Source organism: Actinoplanes philippinensis (assembly GCF_900113015.1).
GTDB lineage: Bacteria > Actinomycetota > Actinomycetes > Mycobacteriales > Micromonosporaceae > Actinoplanes > Actinoplanes philippinensis.
This window is the reverse complement of sequence record NZ_FONV01000030.1, coordinates 31,338-45,898: the sequence shown is the minus strand read 5'-3', so window position 1 is coordinate 45,898 and position 14,561 is coordinate 31,338. Positions and strand designations below refer to the sequence as shown.

General features: G+C 71.4%; 8 protein-coding genes. 5 read left to right on the top strand and 3 right to left on the bottom strand.

What is annotated here, in order from left to right:
* Nucleotides 1-3 precede the first annotated feature (3 nt).
* From BM290_RS44315 to BM290_RS44305, 3 genes are all read left to right on the top strand, one after another.
* Entirely contained in the window at nucleotides 4-1,740 is a 1,737-nt protein-coding gene (locus BM290_RS44315; RefSeq protein ID WP_093622022.1) for a DEAD/DEAH box helicase family protein, read from the top strand.
* A gap of 231 nt (nucleotides 1,741-1,971) precedes the next feature.
* Nucleotides 1,972-2,139, top strand: a complete 168-nt coding sequence (locus BM290_RS48915) for a hypothetical protein (protein WP_177320161.1) — start codon at nucleotides 1,972-1,974, stop codon at nucleotides 2,137-2,139.
* Between the two features lie 381 nt (nucleotides 2,140-2,520).
* Nucleotides 2,521-3,186: a biliverdin-producing heme oxygenase gene (locus BM290_RS44305; RefSeq protein WP_093622020.1), complete on the top strand. Its 666-nt coding sequence runs from the start codon at nucleotides 2,521-2,523 to the stop codon at nucleotides 3,184-3,186.
* 196 nt (nucleotides 3,187-3,382) lie between these two features.
* On the opposite strand, the gene BM290_RS44300 is transcribed toward BM290_RS44305, so the two are convergent.
* Together BM290_RS44300 and BM290_RS44295 are read right to left on the bottom strand one after the other, a co-directional pair.
* Complete coding sequence (locus BM290_RS44300; protein WP_093622019.1) at nucleotides 3,383-7,183, bottom strand: DUF4132 domain-containing protein; 3,801 nt, start codon at nucleotides 7,181-7,183, stop codon at nucleotides 3,383-3,385.
* Between the two features lie 104 nt (nucleotides 7,184-7,287).
* The gene (locus BM290_RS44295) at nucleotides 7,288-10,959 is read right to left on the bottom strand and encodes a DUF4132 domain-containing protein (RefSeq protein WP_373871148.1); all 3,672 of its coding nucleotides are present in this window, start codon (nucleotides 10,957-10,959) and stop codon (nucleotides 7,288-7,290) included.
* A 58-nt stretch (nucleotides 10,960-11,017) separates the two neighbouring features.
* Between BM290_RS44295 and BM290_RS44290 the strand changes: the two genes are divergently transcribed.
* On the top strand, nucleotides 11,018-12,106 hold the full coding sequence (locus BM290_RS44290; RefSeq protein ID WP_093622017.1) for a threonine aldolase family protein: 1,089 nt from the start codon (nucleotides 11,018-11,020) through the stop codon (nucleotides 12,104-12,106).
* Here the strand turns inward: BM290_RS44290 and BM290_RS48910 are convergent.
* Entirely contained in the window at nucleotides 12,103-13,674 is a 1,572-nt protein-coding gene (locus BM290_RS48910; RefSeq protein ID WP_177320160.1) for a pectate lyase family protein, read from the bottom strand. The two genes, BM290_RS44290 and BM290_RS48910, sit on opposite strands and share 4 nt — an antisense overlap.
* Before the next feature lie 179 nt (nucleotides 13,675-13,853).
* Here BM290_RS48910 and BM290_RS44280 point away from each other — a divergent pair, with 179 nt between their 5' ends.
* Entirely contained in the window at nucleotides 13,854-14,519 is a 666-nt protein-coding gene (locus BM290_RS44280) for a hypothetical protein (protein ID WP_143134181.1), read from the top strand.
* Nucleotides 14,520-14,561 lie beyond the last annotated feature (42 nt).

Below are 14,561 nucleotides of genomic sequence, written 5' to 3'. Positions count from 1 at the left end.
CCGGTGCGGCTCCAGTTCACGGTTCAGCCGTTCCAGACCGAGGCGGTGGCCGCGGTCGTCGACTGTTTCGCCGGCCAGCCGTATGCCGCGCCGGGGCCGAGCAACGCCCCGCTGGTCACGGACCGGGTGCCGGAGAACGTGCGGGCGGTCCAGCGCCGGGCCGGGCTGCCGCTCTCCACCACGCCGGCGGTCAGCGAGGCGGCGCCGGACGCGCCGAACCTCGACGTGGAGATGGAGACCGGCACCGGCAAGACCTACGTCTACATCAAGACGATCATGGAGTTGAACCGGCGTTACGGCTGGTCACGATTCATCGTCGTGGTGCCCGGGGTGGCGATCCGGGAGGGGGTGCGCAAGGCTTTCGAGGTCACTGCCGAGCACTTCCAGCAGACGTACGGGACACGCCCGCGCCCGTTCACCTACGACTCGTCCGCGTTGCACGAGCTGGAACGGTTCCGTACCGGCGCCGGCGTCCAAGTCATGATCATCAACCTGCAGGCGTTCAACTCGGAGTCCCGCGAGAACCGCCGCATCTACGAGGAACAGGACGGCTTCGGGTCGCGCCGGCCGATCGACGTGATCCGGGCGGCCCGTCCGATCGTCGTCGTCGACGAACCCCAGCGGATCGGGTCGGCTCGCTCGCTGGCGTCGCTGAGCCGATTCGGTCCGCTCATGGTCCTGCGGTACTCGGCGACCCACCGGGTACGCCACGATCTGGTGCACCGGCTCGACGCGCTCGAGGCGTACCGGCGGAAGCTCGTCAAACGGATCAGCGTCGTCGGGGTCGAGGGTGAGCCCGGAGCGGCCAAACGCCGCCTCCAGATCCGCGAGGTGATCCGTGCCCACCTGAGCCGGGAGCGGGAACTGCAGTCCCGGGGCGTGAAGGTGCTGTCGCTGCTCTTCATCGACCGGGTGGTCAACTACCGTGACTACGCGCGCGACGACCAGCTCGGCGACTACGCCCGGATCTTCCTCGACGAGTACCGCTCGCTCACCGGGGGCGAGCCGGACGGCCCGTACCGCCGCTACCTCGACGGCATCCCGGCCGAGCGCACCCACCAGGGCTACTTCGCGATCGACAGGCGCACCGGGCGCATGATCGACGGCAGCTCCTCCGATGTGGACGCCTTCGACCTGATCCTGCGCGACCGGGAGCGGTTGCTCTCCCTCGACGAGCCGGTCCGCTTCGTCTTCTCGCACTCGGCGTTGCGGGAAGGCTGGGACAACCCGAACGTCTTCGTCATCGGCATGCTCAAACACAGCGACAACACGGTGTCCCGGCGTCAGGAGGTGGGCCGTGGGCTGCGGCTCGCCGTCGACCAGCACGGCTGGCGGATGCCGGGGATCAACGAGCTGACGGTGGTGGCCGACGAGTCGTACACGTCGTTCGTCGCGGGGCTGCAGGCGGAGGGCGACTTCCGGGCGATCACCGACGGGCGCCGGGTCCGGCCGGCCCTGCCGGTGGCCGTCCCCACGGTCGTCCACCGGGTGGATTTCGACTCGTCGGAGCTGGTGAAACGGTGTGTGGCCGCCCTCGACGACGATCTGACGCGCGAGGGCGAGGGCACGACGGCCGACATCGTGGGCGACCTCGCGGCGCGTACCCACCTCACCCGCCGCACGATCGCCGCCATCCTCACCGCCGTCCGCCCGGCGACGTTCGCCCTCTGCTCCGGCCCCGGCGCCGCGGCGATCATCAACCGTGAGAAGACCGCCCTGATTGCCGAGCGCACGGGCTGACTGCTCAGCGCCGCGGCGCCACGAGCGGCGTTCCGATCGGTGGTTCTCGATCGGGACCGGTCTTCTGGTCCGGGCCGCCTGGATCTCTGGTCCGGGTCGGCTTGGTCTCTGGTCCGGGTCGGCTTGGTCTCCGGTCCGGGCCGGTCTCCCGGTTCCGGGTACTCGGGCTCGGGAACCGGCCGGGAATTCCGCAACAATTCCCGGCCGGCCCGCCCCATCGTAAGGAGCAACATGACCGTCCGAGGCGTGCCGGCCGCGATTCTTCTGCTGATCCTGGTCCTCGCCCCGGCGCAGGCCGCCCCGATTGCCCTGCCCGCAACGCTTCCGGCCGAAACATCACCCGGAATCCCGGGCGCGGCGCTCATGTCGGCGTCGAAGGCGTCCCTGGCGGCTCGGTGACCGTCGGCGAGAGGATCCTCGGGGTCCAGTCGACCGTAGGCCTCACTGCCGAGGTCAGCGTCGAGCCCGCAAACGTCGGCCGGAAGCTCCCGGCCGTGACCCGCGGGACTGCCGTCTGGGCCTGGCCGTGGGCGCTGGTGATCGGTCTCAGGCTGACCGTCATGTACCTCGCTTACCGATTCCTCCGCCGCAGGACGTCCCGCCGACAGTCGAAGAACCTGGCGGCAACTCTGGACCAAGCGCCCGCGCAATGAGGATGATCAGTACGACATCGACGTCGTGTCCCCACCCGGTGACAACGAGTTCCCGCAGGCCCGCCCGGTCTGCGCCGGGACGCACCGACCGAGCCACCACCTCGATGATCAGGAAGGACGAGCCGACATGACCGACTTCTCCACCCGCCTGCGCCGCGCCACCATGGTCGAGCACCGCGAGGCCGAGACCCGCGGCTTCATCTCCCGCCTGATGGCCGGCGCCGTCCCGATGGCCGGTTTCGCCGCTCTGACCGCGCAGTACCTGGCCGTCTACCGGGAGCTGGAAGCCGCCGCCGACCGGATACGAGCCGAAGCCGGCCCGGCCGCCGGTTTCGCCGACCCTGCGCTGATCAGGGTCCCGTCCCTGGAGGCGGACCTGGCCCACCTCTACGGCCCCGGCTGGGAGTCGACAGTCACCGTCCTGGACTCGACCCGCGCCTACGCCGGCCGTCTCCGCGACCTGGCGGCGACCTCGCCCACCCACTTCATCGCCCACCACTACGTCCGCTACCTGGGCGACCTGAGCGGCGGCCAGATGATCGGCCGTACCCTGTCCAACCTGTACGGCCTGGGCGAAGCCGGAACGTCGTTCTACCGCTTCGACCGGATCCCCGACGCCCGCGCCTACAAGATCGCCTACCGGGAGCGCCTCAACGCCCTGCCCTTCTCCGACGACGAAGCCACCACCACCGTCAACGAGGCCCAGTTGGCGTTCCGCCACAACACGGCCGTCCTCGTCGAGTTGGGTGCCCTCTACCCCGAAAGCCCGGAAGACCTGGCTCCCGCCGCCTGACCCCACCCGTCATCCACCCGGGTCCGCCCCTGCCAGGCCGGGACCGGTCCCGGCCTGGCCCGGTCCGGTCTTGCCCGGCCTGGCCCGGTCCGGTCTTGCCCGGCCTGGCCCGGTCCGGTCTTGCCCGGTCCGGTCCGGTCCGGTCTTGCCCGGCCGCGCGGAACGCCACCCTGCATCCCGAGCTTCTCCGGCGCGTCTACGAGCCGGCCAGGTCGGTCAGTTCGCGGAGGAGTTCGGAGACGGCCACCGGATCCAGGTTGTCGAGCGTGATGTGGCCACGGTCGTCCCTCCTCCACCAGCGCTCGCCGCTGCCGTCATGCAGGTAGACATCGGTCAGCTCCTGCTCCGCGGCCATGTCGACATACCCGATGGAGAACCCCGGCTCGAACTCCACGGCCACCTCTCGGCCGGGCTCGATCACGCATTCGATGCTGCCCTGGTGGCCGGCGTCCTGCGGGGTCTCCCTGCGCCAGCCGCGGCGCTCCAGGCCGAGCAGCCGGCCGGTCTGCACCTTGACGCCCTGGAACCGGACGAGCCGGCTGGTCGTCGCCTCCTCCTCGGTGAGGGCGAAGACCGGTCGTCCCAGCTGTGCGAACGGCTGGAGAATCTCGTAGTCGGCGAAGACCGCAGCCCACACGGCGAGGTCATCGCCGAGGTGCAGCGGGTGGGCGACACCGATCACCGCGTCGTCCGGCACGGTGGTCGCCTCATCGTCCACGGTGGAGAACGTCCGGTCCTCGGCCACGCGGAACGAACTGACGGCGACCACCCCGCCCGGCGTGCCGTCGACGCCCGGAGCCGGATCGAAGCGGGCCCAGACCAGGCGGCGGACCAGGTGCCACAGCAGGGGATGCTCGACGAACAGGCGCCGGAACTCGGCACCGGACCAGCGGCGGTTGGTGATCATCGCGCGTTCGAGCCGGCGCACCTGATCGGCGGCCACCGCCCGTACGTCCTTCTTCAACGCGCTGAACTGCTGATACGCGGCGGGGGCCAGAGTGGCGTCGTCACGGACCCCGGGCTTGGGCAACGCCTTGAGCCGCTTGCCTCCGGGCTCCGCCACGACCGGCTGCAACTGCTCGTCGAAGCCGACCACGAACTGCCGCGAACCGTAGTCGAGCCGCATTCCACCACCGGCGTCGAGGCCGAAATCGGGCACCAGGCGGTCGGCCAGTTGCTCGGCGGTCAGGCCCAGCACGGCCCCCACCTCGTCCATCTTTCGCACGGCGGCGTTCTTGAGACCGGTGAACCTCGACCGCTGCGCGATGGTGTGCAGCTGCATCATGGCCACGTCGGTGCCGATCGAGGTCAGCACCTGCAATCCGATCACCGACTTGTTGTGGCCACCGGCCCCCGGCCAGGCGAGGATCAGCGGAGTCAGCCGGCGCACCGTGTCGTCGTCGCCGAGATGCCCGAGCGCCTCGAACGCCCACCGCTCCTTCCAGACGGATCCGGACGTCTGCCACAGCTCGAAGAGACTCCACGCGAACGCCGCCAGACTCGCCGGCTCACACGCCTCGCGAACCGTCCCGAGACCGGGTGACGGGACGCCCGGCGGGGACAACGCGAGCAGCACGAACAGGTTCGACACCGCCTCGTCCGGCAGCGACCCGGACCCGTCGCGCAGCAGGATCGGCCGGAGGACACCGGGCGTCGCCCAGGCCGGGACGGCGGGGATCTTGGTCGGGTCGAGAGCGTCCGGATCAGCGGTGACCAAAGTTTCCACCGCTGCCGCCACCGCGTCACCGTAACTCCGGGCGGCGGAGCGCACCGCCTCGGTGTGGCCGTTGGTGTGCAGGGCCAGCAGCGCGCTCTCAGCCTGTCGCCGGGCCGGGCCGAGCTTGCCGAGCGCCGGTGGGATCAGCGCGCGGGCCGCCTCGGCCGGATGCCGCAGCAGCCACGCCAGCGCCTCGGCCCGCACCCCCTTGAGGCGGGCCATCCAGTCCGCCATCAGCACCGCGATCTCCGGTGCGGCGAACGGCTGCAGCGCCGGGGCGACATCGACCGGTGAGTGCGGCGCCAGGCTCATCAGCGCCAGCAGCGTGTCCGCGCCGAACCGGGCGGTGATCAGGCGCATGTAGGTCCCCGCCATCCACGGGTCGCGGGGCCGCCACTCGAGCAGCGTGGGATGGGCGATCTCCTCGGGTGTGTCGACGAAGAACAGGAACGCGTCGCGCATCGGCAGCTGATTGCCGAGCACCGCCTGCCGCCGAACCTCCGGATCCCACCGGCCGTCATGGTCGTACCGCTGGAACGGCAGCGCCTCCCACCGCTCCCGCTCGCCGGGCAGCCAGCCGAACGTCATCGCGTCGTCGCAGCTCAGGCCGGTGATGACGACCGGTGCGGCCGGTTCCGGGAGGTGCCGCCACGGAGGGTCGGCGAGGACCGGCGGCACCGCGGAGAGCGGGGCGGTCGCCACGGCCGCCGCCTCGGCGAGGAGCCGCCCGACCCGCTCGGCGGCCTCCGCACCGAGCCGGGGGAGGACCGACTCGGCCAGCGCACGGTGTTTCAGCAGGTGACCGCGGAACAGGTCGGCGACGGCCGGATCTCCGGCGGCCTCGGCGAGCAGACGCAGGGCCCGGGCCGGATAGCGCTCGGCGTTGTCGAGTAGAGCTGGTTTGACGTATTTGACGCCGATCCGCCCGATCAGCCCACGTGTCGCCTCGTCGCCGGGAAGGGCCGCCAGAGCCGAGAGCAGCCGCCGCTGGTCGTCGGCCGAGTGATACGAGTCGTCAAACCAGTCGCACAGCATCGGGGCCGCCGCCGCGCCGAGTCCGTCGATCATGGTGACCAGCAGGTTCATCGAGTCGGTGACGGCATCCCGATCGGCGAGCGGCGCCAGGGCCGACACGTCCTCCGCGGTGGTGGCCGCCATGAGCAACAGCGTCGCGAGATAGCCGTCGCCGGCGGCGACAGCACCGTCCCGCGCCGCCGCAAACCAGCCCCGCTCCTCCGGAACGAGGACGCTGACGGCGGCACGGACATAAGAGCCCCCTTCGTGGTACGCCCGTAAGACGTCCACCACCTGGGCATACACCGTGTCGGGTGCCACCGCGAGCGCCTGGCGCACCCGCAGCACGGCCCGGGTGGCCCCGCAGGGCTGCCGAACCGATCGCCGTTCCCCGGGTTGCCGGTGACGGACTCCTGGCCGCTGCCGGGAGGCGCTCAGCGAATGGTCGTCCTGCACGATCAGCCCGGCGAAGGTGACCGCAGCCTCAGCCGCGAAGACCAGCCCCCGCTCCCGAATCCACATGTCGGCGAAGGAGACGGCCCAGTCCCCCGACTGCCAATGCCCGTAGTCAGCGATGGCAGCCACAGCCGCCGCCCCCAGCGGCGTCGCCTCAGGCAGGCCGTCGAGCCACCCCGGAGCCGCCCGGCGGACGTCTTCGGTGGTGGTGGCCGCCGCGAGCACCGCCTCCACCCGTGTCGGCTGCCGTGTGAGCTCGGCCTCGGCAGCAGCGCGAGCTTTCGGGTTGGGCGTGAACCGGCCGAGCCCGGCAGTGCCCCGCCGCGGTGTCCTGACACGAAGCCACGCCGTCGGCAGAACAAGAACGTCTTCATCAGCCACCGCACCCGCCGTGTCGTCGGCTCCCGCCGCGAGGGCATCAGTCTCGAAGGTCTCAGCCGCCGCAATCGCGACAGGCCCGGCGACGCCGGCCACCTCGCCGCCGCTCCTCGCACCGGAAGCCGCCGGAGAGACACCGGATGCAGTCACGGACACCCCATCAACCGGGGATGACGGGTCGCCCGGACTCACGGCAGGGATGGTGACCGGCGCTTGCCGGGATGGACCGGTGGTCTCGGCATAGCCCTTGCGGATCTTCTCGTTGATCAGCTTCGTTTCGTGCGCCACCGCGGCGGCCTCGTCGGGCAGGGCCTTGACGCTGGTCTGCCCCTGGGTGCCGAGCCGGCCGAACCGGACCGTGACCTGCCCGCCGGCCCGGGAGATCGCCCAGAACTTGGCCGACGTGCCGTCGACGAACTCGAAGCTCCGCATGGCGCGCACAGTAACGGCCGGGTCCGACAAAAACCGGAGAGCGAAGCGCGGTGCCCAGGCGACCGCCTGGCGGACAGCGGCCGGCCGGCTGGTGGCAGGGGCGGTCAGGTGGTCAGGTCGGTCAGGTCGCGTAGTAGCTCGGAGATGGTCACCGGGTCCAGGTGTTTCAGGGTTACGTGGCCCTTGTCGCCGCGGGCCCAGCGGCTCCGGGAGGCGTCCTGCAACCAGATGGCTCTGAGGTGTTGCTCGGGGAAGTAGTCGATGCCGCCGATGGCGATGCCGGGCTCGAAGTCGACGATGATCTGCAGGCCGTCGGGCACCGGGAACTCCAGGCGGCTCTGGACGCCCGCGTCCTGGGGGGATTCGCGCTGCCAGCCTCGCCGCTCCATGCCGAGCAGTTTCGTCGCGGGGACCTTCGTGCCCTCGAAACGGGTCAGGCGGCTGCCGCTCACCTCCGCCTCGGCGAGGGTGAACACCGGGCGGCCGAGCTGCGGGAACGGCTGCAGGATCTCGTAGTCGGCGAACACCTCGCCCCACGCCGCCACGTCGGCGCCCAGGTGCAGCGGGTGCGCCACCCCGACCACGGCGTCGTCGGCGAGCGTGGTCTCCTCGTCGTCCACCGTGGACAGGGTGCGGTCCTCGGCGATCCGGAACGCCCCGGCCGGTGTGCCGTCGGCGGTGAAGGTGGCCCAGACCAGACGTCGCACGATGTGCCACAGCAGCGGGTGACCGGCGAACAACTGCCGGAACTCGGCCCCGGACCAGCGCCGATTGGTCACCATCGCCCGTTCCAGCCGGCGGACCTGGTCGGCGGCGATCGTGCGGACGTCCTTCTTCAGGCCGGTGAACCTCTGGTACGCGGCCGGCGCCAGGAGCGCGTCGTCACGTACGCCCGGTTTCGGCAGTGTCTTGAGGGTCTTGCCGGCGGTATCGGTGACGTACGGCCGGAGCTGCTCGTCGAAACCGACCACGAACTGCCGTGGACCGTAGTCGAGGCGCAGGCTGCCGTCCGCGTCGAGCCCGAAGTCGGGGACCAGACGGTCGGCGAGCTGCTCGGAGGTCAGCCCGAGCCCCTCCGCCACCGACTGCATCATCTGCTGCGCCGCGTGCTTGAGGGCGCTGAACTTGGCGCGCTGGGCGATGGTGTGCAGGTGCATGAGGGCCACGTCGCTGCCGATCCGGGCCAGCACGTGCAGCCCGGTGATCGCCCTCTGGTGGCCGCCCTCACCCGGCCAGGCGAGGATCAGCGGCGACAGCCGGCGGACCGTGTCGTCGTCACCGAGCAGGCCGAGCGCGTCGAGAGTCCAATTGTCCTTCGACGCGGAGCCGGCCGCCCGCCACTGCTCGAAGAGGCTCCACGCGAACCCGGCGAGACTGCCCGGCTCGCACGCGGCCCGCACCTCGGCCAGGCCGGCATGCGGCGTCTCCAGCCGGGACATCGCCAGCATGGTGATCAGGGCGGCGGCCGGCGCGGGCGGAAGCGACCCGGCCCGGTCGCGCAGGATCACCGGGCCGAGCGCCTCGGGTGTCGCCCAGGCCGGGATCGGCGGGATCTTCACCGGGACGAGCGCCGCCGGGTCGGTGGCGAGCAGCACCTCGACGGCGGCCGCGGCGTCCGGACCATATCCCCGGGCGGCCTCGCGGACCGTGTCGGCGTGCCCGTTGTCGCGGAGCGCGAGCAGCGCCGTCTCGGCCTGACGCCGTGCCACGCCGGCCTTGCCGAGCGCTGGTGGGATCAGCGCCCGGGCCGCCGCGGCCGGATGCCGGCGCAGCCAGTCGAGCGCCTCCTCGCGGACCGTCTTGAGCCGGGTGAACCAGTCCGCCATCAGGGCCGCGACCTGCGGTGCCGCGAACGGGCGGAACAGCAGGCCGGTTTCGCCGGGAGCACTCCTGCCGAGGGCCAGGAACATCGGCAGCGCGTCGGTCTCGAAGCGGGCCGCCACCGGCCGCAGATAGCTCTCGGCCGCCCAGGCCTCGTCGGGACGCCACTCGGCCAGGGCTTTGCGGGCCAGATCGTCGGGTAGGTCGAAGAGGAAGCCGACCGCCTCGCGCAGGGACAGGTGGCCGGGGATCACGACGTTGTGCGGGATCGCCGGGTCCCGGGTCCGGTCACCGGCGTAGCGGCGGGCCGTCAGCGCGGCCCATCGCTCACGCTCACCCGCCTCCCAGGCCATCGTCGGCTGGTCGTCGCAGGCCAGGCCGGTGATGATGATCGGTTTGGCGCGCTGAATCGGCCGCGTCCACGGTGGGTCGGCGAGCACCGGTGGCACGGCGGAGAGCGGCGCGGGGGCGATCGCCGTGGTGTCGTCGAGGATCTCCCGAACCCGGGCGGCGGCCTCCGGGGCGAGCCGTGTGACGATCTGCGCGGCCAGGTCGCGGTGTTTCAGCACGTGGGCGCGGAGCAGACCGGAGATGCCGCGGCGGGCGGAGACATCGGCGAGCAGCCGCAGTGTCCGGGCGGGGAACCGGTCGCCGTGCGCGATCAGGGCGGGGGTGACGTATTTGGCGTCGGCCCGCTCGATCAGGCCGGCGGTCACCTCGTCGGCGGGCAGGACGGTCAGCGCCGACAGCAGACGTTTACGGGTCTCGGCCTCCACCGCCTCGTCGAGCCAGTGGAACAGCGCCGGCGCCGCGGCCGCACCGGTCCCGTCGACGAGCGTGGCGAGCAGGGCGATCGCGTTCGTCATGATGGTGTCGTCGGCCACCGGGAAGAGCTCCCGCACGTCGGCCGGGGTCGCCGCCGCGGTGAGCAGCAGCGCCGACAGGTAGGCGTCGGACAACCGGACCGCCTCCGCCCGGTCCTGCTCGAACCAGTCACGCCGCTCCGGCGCCAGCACGGACACCGCCGCGCGGGCGAACAGGATCGCCTCCCGGTAACCGGACAGCACGGTCAGGACCGCGGCGTAGTCGTCCTCGGGAGCGGCCGCGAGCGCCTGCCGGACCCGGAGCAGCGCCTGGATCGCGGGATCCGCATACCACCCCTGGCGGGTCTCGCCGGGGCGCAGATGGCGGACGCCCGGGGTGCCGTTGGACCAGTTGCCGGCGGCGGGTGGGTTGTTGTCGTCGATCACGGTCAGCGCCATGAATGTGACCGCTGCCTCGGCCGCGAAGACCAGGCCGCGCTCGGCGATCCACACGTCGGCGAACGGGTTGGCCCACTCATCGCCGGCCCACCGGTACGAATACGCGGCGGCGGCGACGGCGGCCGCACCCAGTGGCGACGCCTCCGGGGAGCCGCTCAGCCACTGCCTGGCGGCGTGGGCGGTGGACTCGGCGGTCGTCGGCGCGTCGAGGATGGCGTCGACATGGCCGCGGGCGTCGGCCACCTTCGCCTCGACGACGCCCCGTGCCTTGGGCCCGGGGGCGAACGATCCGACCCGGTCTCCACCCCGGCGTGGAGACCGATGCCGCAGCCACGCCGACGGAAAAACGAACACATCCTCAGCGGCGCCCGAGGCGGAGGCGGCGCCCGAGACGGAAGCGGCGGAGTAGGAAACGGCGGAGGAGGACGCCGGGGCGGCAGAGACGGATGGGGCTGATGGGACGGCCACCACAGGGGGAGACGAGGCGGCGGTCGTCTCCACGTACCCCTTGCGGAGTTTGTCGTTGATCTGTTTGGTCTCGTGCGCCGCCGCGGCCGCCTCGTCGGCCAGCGTCTTGACGCTGACCTGCCCCTGGGTGCCGACCCGGCCGAACCGGACCGTCACCTCGCCGCCCTCGCGGGAGATCTCCCAGAACTTGGCCGAGCTGCCCTCGACGAACTCGAAACTCCGCATGGCGCGCACAGTAGCGACAGGGTCCGACAAGAATTGACGATCATGGGATCATCCGCAGATGTCCGACGAGAGGCTGCGGCGGCTCAACGCGATGCGCGACTGTGACCGGATCCTGTCCGGTGTCCGCCCGAAGACGATGCGGGACCGGCTCGCCGATCTGGAGGCGGGCGGTGACCTGGACGGATGGCCGGACTTCTACGGTGACGGGCCGGTCGAGGCGCTGGAGGAGCGGGTGGCGGGGCTGCTCGGCACGCAGGCCGCCGTGTTCTTCCCGACCGGCACGATGGCTCAGCAGGTGGCGTTGCGGTACGGCGCCGACCGGACCGGGATCCCGGCGGCCGCCCTGCATCCGCTCGGCCACCAGGAGGTGCATGAGCGTCACGCGTACGCCGAGCTCACCGGCCTGCGCGGGGTGCGGTCCACGATCGAGCGGCGCAATCCGACGGCGGCTGAGATCGCGCGGCTGGGCGAGCCGGTGAGCACGGTCGTGATCGAGCTGCCGATGCGGGATGCCGGGTTCGTCCTGCCGTCGTGGGACGAGCTGGTGGCGGTGGCGAAGGCGTCCCGGGCGATCGGGGCGCGGGTGCACTTCGACGGCGCCCGGATCTGGGAGTCGACGCCGCATCTGGGCCGCTCGCTGCACGAGGTGACGGCGCTGGCGGACAGCGTCTACGTGTCGTTCTACAAGTCGCTCGACGGGATCAGCGGGGCGGTGCTCGCCGGGACGGCGGACCTCGGCGACTATGCCCGGGCGTGGCGTCACCGGTACGGCGGGACGATCTTCCAGCAGTGGCCGGCCGTGCTCATCGCGCTGGCCGGGCTCGACCGGGAGTTGCCGCGGCTTCCCCGGTATGTGCGCCACGCCCGTACCATCGCTGAGGCTTTGTCGCTTTTGCCGGGAGCCAAGGTCTACCCGCAGCCGCCGCACACCCATCAGTTCCGTCTCTGGCTGCCGTTTCCGGCGTCCGCGCTCGGCGCGGCCGTCCTCGCGATGGCCGAGCGGGACGGCGTCTGGTTCGCGGGTGGCTGGCAGGACGCGGACGTGCCCGGCTATGCGGTGACCGAGGTCACGATAGCCGGGCACGCTCTGGAGTGGACCGCCGACGACGTCGCCGAGGCAGGCGCGCGACTCCTGGCCGAGCTCTAGATCTTGCCGGTTCCGGCGCCCGCCTTGACCTTGGCCGTGACCGTCGCGGTGGCGTCCAGGGTCACCGCGTAGGGCGCCTTGGTGAACGTGCCGGTCCGGGTGATCACCGGCGCCTCGCCGCCGAAGTCGTTGCCGGAGATCACCGCGAAGCCGTCGAGGTCGGAGTCCTCGGTCGTCCACACCGGCAGCTTCACGTCGACGAACACGTTGTTCTCGACCAGGCACTGCGACTCCATGAGGCAGTGGATGCCGCTCGTCTTGGCGTTGCTGAACAGGTTGTTGAAGAGGTGCACGGTGCCGAACCGGAGGCGCGGCAGCCGGGAGGCGACGTTGTCGAACCAGTTGTGGGCGTACGTGACGTGCAGCTTGCCGGTGTCCTCGGCGGCGTTGTCGTCGCTGTGGCCGAGCAGCGAGCCCTTCGAGTGGTCGTGCAGGTAGTTCCAGGAGACCGTGACCAGGTCGGTGGCGTGGGTCAGGTCGACCATGCCGTCGTAGAAGTCCTTGTCGTGGCTGGTGTCGTTGAACAGCTCGTTGTGGTCGATCCAGATGTGGTCGGACTTCTGCGCGGCGATCAGGTCGACCGGCGCCTGCGCGAACGAGATCTTCAGGTTCCGGACGATGACGTTGCTGGCCTTCTTGATGTAGATGCCCGCGCCGGTCAGGCCGGCGTTCGCGCCGACGCCCACGATCGTCTTGTCCGAGGCGACGACGACCTGGTCGGTGCCGCTGCCGGTGAGGATCGTGGAGAGCTGCAGGATCTTCGGGCCGTCCGAGGCGGCCTCCGCGATCAGTTGGTCCAGCGAGGTGATCTTGACGGTGGCGCCGCCGGCGCCTCCCGTGGTCCCGGCGCCGAAGCCGACCGGCCCCGGCTCGGAGGGAGTGGCGGGTGCGGGTGTGGCGGAGGAGCTGCTACTGGTAGCGGCCCCCGTAGTGACGGTCACGTCGTCGAACCGCGCCGTCGCGTCGTAGGTCTGCAGGCCGATCCGCCCGCTGCCGGACGCCGAAGCCGTGCCGGACAGGATCGACGCGCCGTTCACCGAGCCGGTCAGCGTGTTACCGCTGGCGGTGAGGCCCAGGGTGTAGACGGTGCCGGGAGTGACGGTCAGTGCGGCCTCGCCGAGGACGGTCACGTTGCCGGACTTCACCGACTCCAGCCGTACTTTGTTCGCGCCGGTCAGGGCCAGCCGGTAGAAACTGGTCGCGCTGGTGGAGCGCGCAACGAGGGCGGCGTAGCCACCGGAGGCGACGGCGAGCGGCTTCACCTTCGCGGTGACGGTGTAGTCGGTCCAGTCGGCCGATCCGGCGAACTGCCGGGCCAGTGTCGCACCGGTCTTGCCCTGCTCGAGGACCTTGCCGCCGTCGGCGACGACCGACCAGGCGCCGCCGGACCTGCTCCAGCCCGCGGTGTCGCCGTCCTCGAAGGTGTCGCTGAAACCGGCCGCCGTGGCGGTGTCGGCGTCCGCGAAGGAGACCGACGCGAGACCGCCCATGCCGGCCACGACGGCGGCCATGCCGGCCGCGACGATCACCTTCCGCTTACGGCTGCTCTTCTTCGGTGCGCTTTCCATGGTGTTCCCTTCCCTGGGGATGAGGACGCGGGGGACGTCCCTCAGGTGCGCAACCTTGTGGTCCGGGGCGATGGCTTGGTTGCACCGAGGCTGATGTGATGCCGATCACCGCAGGGTCGGTGTGTCGGCGGAACGTGGTTGCGGCGACCGGCGATGATCCGGCGTGGAGGGTGATGCGCGTGGGTAGGTGGCTGGCGACGATCCGATTCCCCGACGGCACCGAGCGGTACGCGGAGTACAGCACCGTGGTCGAGTCGACGTACCACCCGCTGTACCCGGAGGTGTGCCGGGTCGGCGAGACCCTGCCGAGTGGCAACGAGTGCTACCGCGACACGGCGGTGGGCGAGCCGCTGCCGTACGACCGGGACGCCCCGCTCTCCCCTGTCGGTGAACTCGTGCTGGTCACGGTGACTCGGCAGCCCGACGACGACGTGTGGCACGCGCTGTACAGCCCGAGCGGCGCGGTGCTCGTCGGCCCGCTCTCCGGCTTCTACCGGTACGCGCTGCAGGAGGACTACGACCTGATCCGGGACGGCGCCGGGGTCCGGCACCTGTGCCGCTGGGCGCGTCCTCCGGCGGTCTGCGGCGCACGGCCGGACGGTGAGCGGAGCGGTCTTCGGTTCCCGCCGCCCGGCATGCACTGGAGCGAGGAGACCGATGGGCCGTACCCCGAATCGCCGCCCGCCCCGGACCTCTTCGCCGAGTGGAACGCCCCGGACATCTGCCGCCCCTGCCTCCTGGCCTGGCTCCGGGACCCGGAGCCCGAGCCGGCGCCCGCAGCGGCCAGCGAGCCGGCCGCACCGTCCACATGGTGGACACGTCTCCGGCGCTCCTGGCAGGCCTGACCGCCTCCCGAGATCAACTGGGCCTTGTCCCGAGAGCGGAAG

Bases quoted from the DNA above. Each gene is read 5' to 3' on its own strand.
- BM290_RS48915 (WP_177320161.1), top strand. From the start codon at position 1,972: ATGACCGTCCGAGGCGTGCCGGCCGCGATTCTTCTGCTGATCCTGGTC.
- BM290_RS44305 (WP_093622020.1), top strand. From the start codon at position 2,521: ATGACCGACTTCTCCACCCGCCTGCGCCGCGCCACCATGGTCGAGCAC.
- BM290_RS44300 (WP_093622019.1), bottom strand. From the start codon at position 7,183: ATGCGGAGCTTCGAGTTCGTCGACGGCACGTCGGCCAAGTTCTGGGCG.
- BM290_RS44295 (WP_373871148.1), bottom strand. From the start codon at position 10,959: ATGCGGAGTTTCGAGTTCGTCGAGGGCAGCTCGGCCAAGTTCTGGGAG.
- BM290_RS44290 (WP_093622017.1), top strand. From the start codon at position 11,018: ATGTCCGACGAGAGGCTGCGGCGGCTCAACGCGATGCGCGACTGTGAC.
- BM290_RS48910 (WP_177320160.1), bottom strand. From the start codon at position 13,674: ATGGAAAGCGCACCGAAGAAGAGCAGCCGTAAGCGGAAGGTGATCGTC.